At 43.4% G+C, this 4142-nt stretch carries 4 protein-coding genes; all 4 read right to left on the bottom strand.

The genetic code is table 11. From position 1 onward, the window contains the following. Nucleotides 1–27 precede the first annotated feature (27 nt). A complete protein-coding gene (locus K6T99_13035) occupies nucleotides 28–921 on the bottom strand; it encodes a hypothetical protein (protein ID MCL6520742.1) in 894 nt (297 codons plus the stop codon). Nucleotides 922–1099: 178 nt separating this feature from the next. Continuing rightward, the gene (locus K6T99_13030) at nucleotides 1100–2155 is read right to left on the bottom strand and encodes a response regulator (GenBank protein ID MCL6520741.1); all 1056 of its coding nucleotides are present in this window, start codon (nucleotides 2153–2155) and stop codon (nucleotides 1100–1102) included. 253 nt (nucleotides 2156–2408) lie between these two features. Next, entirely contained in the window at nucleotides 2409–3611 is a 1203-nt protein-coding gene (locus K6T99_13025) for a sigma-54 dependent transcriptional regulator (protein MCL6520740.1), read from the bottom strand. A 30-nt stretch (nucleotides 3612–3641) separates the two neighbouring features. Next, nucleotides 3642–4142 (bottom strand): hypothetical protein (locus K6T99_13020; protein ID MCL6520739.1); only part of this gene is annotated, 501 nt, incomplete at its 5' end.

Genomic DNA, 4142 nt, shown 5'->3' with positions numbered 1-4142 from the left:
CCTTTCGAGAATTACCGTATGTTTATTTTATTTACGAGGAATTATATTGAACAAAGGTGACATTCCGGCATCCGGCTGAATTGAAAAGCTCTTTTCAATTCCATATTGGCTACAGACTTTTCCTAGTTCTTCATCAGCTGCGCTCAATTTTTGGTCTATTCTGCTGCTTTTGCCTTGCATTTTTATCAAGGTACTAACATCAGCCTTGCGCAAGAAATCCTGAATATCACCAACCGAAGAGATTACGTCTGCCAACATTTCGGAATACTTTGTGGCAAGATTGTGGCATGGTTCTGGCGGCCGAACCGAAACAAAAAATCTTGCCAGTTGCTGCCACTCTTTTGATAGTTCGCTCATCTCTCTTATTGCTTTCTGCTGGGGGTCTTCTTCTTTTTTGTTTAATGTGTCAGTATCAGACCAACTCAGAACTTCTTTCAGGGGATCCAGTTGAATGTGAACCATCATGTTGATAAGTTCTGCTTCTTCTTTTTCCTTAAGTCCAACGCGAGCTTCCTCGACCTTCTTTAGATGTTCAAGATACGCCAATACTTCTGGCGGAGGAGCGTTTTTTTCAGGGGTTTTTGCGCTAAGAGGTGGTTTTTCTACATCGGTTTTCAACACACCAGGCTGTTTTGCTTCAGGCAGCCCTGTTTGCTGTGTAACTGGCGGCTGTTTAACAGAGGGTACTTCAGGGATTTGTGTTACCCTACCGCCTCTTCTTGCAAGAACCACAGCGCCGAGTACAATGCTTGCTATGCAAATTGATGCGACAACAGCCCATATTGTTAGCTTTTTCTTTGGCAGAGAAGCCGAGCTTGCGCTTTCAGGGCGGCTTAATGAGATGGGTGCTCCACAAGACGGACAAAACCTCGTGCCGCCCTGAGTTGTTGGTATTTCAGCTCCACACCTGGCACATTTCACCTTGGAATCCTCCTTGGTTTTGGTTTGAATCGAGTATATCATTGGCTGAGAATGTAGTCAAACAAATCGATTTCAAGCGATATAGCGATAGAAAATATAGTATATTTTCGATGCAGATAACAAAACAGCCTAGCGACTTAATGATCGCTAGGCTGTTTTTGCTTAGTTGTTATCAGAATCAAGCAGTTACTTTCGACTCAACCACTTGAGCAAGTGTATGTCGCACCTCATCGGCTATTTTTGTGAATTGAATGCCATATTCCCAGTCTTCATGGCTGTTCACAGATATCTTCTGTGCACGTGTAATTCGACCGGTTCCCGTAAGCTCGCCTAAGCCAGGCACATTGGAAGCCCATATTCTTACCGTTGCTCCGTCGGGAAGTCTTTGGCAGGTTACTATCTTCAGTCCACCAGCGCCAATATTCTCAGTATAAACCGTAAAAACAGGGCCTATCGTAGAATTTTCGTCGTTTTCTCCGGTTTTTTCCACAAGCGCCATGTCTACAGCAATTTTCGCAGGTATTCGCGCATGCTTTCGCCGCTGAACACGGTAGATTACCGAAGGTTTGCTTAGAACTATAAGTGGAAGATAATTCTCTCGCTGGGCAAGAACTGTCGTCTCAAAGCTATAGAACGCATCTTCGCCGGCAAGTCCAATAGAAACCGGTGTGCCTGGGCTCAAAATAATATGGCTCCCTCCGCTTGTCGGACAAAGTATGGTCAGTGTCCGGTCATCTTTATCTTCTATCCTGCTGTGATATTGCCCAACATACTCACCATCGTGGACTTCAACTAGCACCGGCTGATTTTTATTGAAGAATACTGTGCGCACTGACCCTGACCAATCTACTGATTTCTGGCCATTTCCATCGTCGAGAGTGGCTTTCACAAGGGCAGTAATGCTGTCCAAATCAAATGGTTTATTAATGCAGGCAGTGGCTCCCATTGATAGGGCACTGGCCATTGTGTCGTGATTCTCATAAGCTGTCATTATTATGATAGGAGTTTCCTTATCATGTTTGCGAATTTCCCGCAGTGCGTTGAGGCCATCCATCTCTGGCATTCGCAAATCAAGGACAATAATGTCGAAATCTATTTCTCTAGCTTTTTCGACAGCCTGTACCCCATCATGAACCACGGTTACTGCATATCCTGCATTTTTCAGCTCTGCCTCAAGAATCTTGCAGAGATTAGCCTCGTCGTCCGCGACCAGTATGTTGCGTTTTCTAATCATTTTCCCGAGCCCCCATTACTAAGCTTCCGACAGTTGGCCAGGCATTTTTACTGTCGCGCACAATTGCCAAAAATTGGCTTCTTAAGTTTGTCTTATACCCTACTCCCGATTGGTTTAACTGCATAAACTATGCCATTGGTGTAGGATAAAAGTGTTTAATGGTTGAATTTTTAAAAAATTCAAAAAAGGAAAAAGGGTCTCTTTGTACAAAAGACCCTTTTTGAGCAAAACCTCTTTAATCTTGTGCTTATTGCTATGACGTTTCAGCTGCTACCTGAATTGTCATGGGGAGTAGGTCTGGAGTTATTAAATCGGCACCAGGTTCTGTAAGTACAACTCCTCGCTCAATTGCGTTTTCTAATTCTCTAACGTTTCCTGGCCAATTATATTTCATGAAAAGGTCCATAACTTGGGAACTCACGCCTTTAACTTCTTTATTGTTTGCTTTGTTATACTTATTAATAAAGAATTCAACGAGTTCAGGTATGTCCTCTCGCCGCTCCCTAAGAGGTGGGAGGAAAATTTGAATAACTTGTAGGCGATAATAAAGGTCGGCGCGAAATTGTCCATGTTCAACGAGTTCTTCTAAATTGCGGTTAGTCGCTGCAATTACGCGAACGTCTACTTTTATTGTTTTTGTGCCGCCAACTCGTTCAAACTCTCTTTCCTGCAGAGCTCGAAGTAGTTTTACTTGCACAGACGGGGATATCTCCGGAACTTCGTCAAGGAATAAAGTTCCTTGATGGGCAAGTTCAAAACGACCAGCCTTTTGACCTATCGCTCCTGTGAATGCGCCTTTTTCATGACCAAAAAGCTCACTTTCTAGCAACGTTTCAGGTAAGGCAGCACATGATACTGCGATAAACGGTTTTGAGCTTCTTGGACTGTTGTAATGTATTGCGCGAGCGATTAGCTCCTTACCTGTTCCACTTTCACCTCGGATTAGCACAGTTGCATTACTATTTGCAACACGCTCTACGATTTTATAAACTTCCTGCATTTTCGTGCTGCTTCCGACAATATTGTCGAAACGGTAGCGCGCTTTTAGCTCTTGTTTTAACTCGATGTTTTCGCCCAGAAGACGGCTACGTTCATAAGCGTTTTTTACAATTAGTTTAATTTCATCCATATCGAAGGGCTTTGTTACATAATCGAAAGCCCCAAGCTTCATTGCATCAACTGCGCTCTTGATTGTGCCATGGGCTGTTATCATAACAACCGATAAATTGGGATTTAGCTCTTTTGCCGCTTTGAGAACCTCAATGCCATTAAGGTCAGGCATTATGAGGTCACAAAGCATAACAGACAACCCCGGCTCCGTTGCAATTATGTCGAGGGCTTTTTTGCCATTCTCAGCGGTAAATACTTGGTATTTTTCCTTTGTAAAAACAGCGTCGAGCACGCGTCTAATATTCGGTTCGTCGTCAACTATGAGTATTATCTTATTGTTTTCCATACCATTCCTTCCTACTAATGATGGGTTCTTTTACGTGGGAATCTCACGTTGATGGCTACGTCTTAATAACTCTGCTTCCTCTCTTTGTGTTATGGTATCAACTTCCGAAGACAAAATTCTAGCTCTATCGCTCCTTATAGGCAAGGTTATCTCGAAAGTTGTTCCTTTTCCTACTTCGCTTTGCACCCGTATCGTACCGCCGTGGTTTTCTATAATTTTGCGGACTATCGAAAGCCCCAAGCCTGTTCCTTTTGTTTTCGTCGTGAAGAATGGCACGAAAATTTTTTCGATTTTATCGCTCGGTATTCCCAAGCCTGTGTCTGTTATGATAATTCGAACTGCATTGTCTGCTCGGGCTGTGTCCACATACAAGTTTCCGCCATCTGGCATCGCCTGAAGAGAATTTAAAATGATGTTGCGTAATACTTGTTCGAGCTGTTTGTCATCCGCCAAAATTCTTGGCAGGTCATAGCTGAAGTTTTGGCGAACGTGGACATTTTGCCTAGTAATTTCAAGCTGCATGAACTGAAG

Source organism: Armatimonadota bacterium, assembly GCA_023511795.1.
Taxonomy (GTDB): Bacteria; Armatimonadota; UBA5829; order DTJY01; family DTJY01; genus JAIMAU01.
This window is presented reverse-complemented; position numbering and strand designations above follow the sequence as displayed.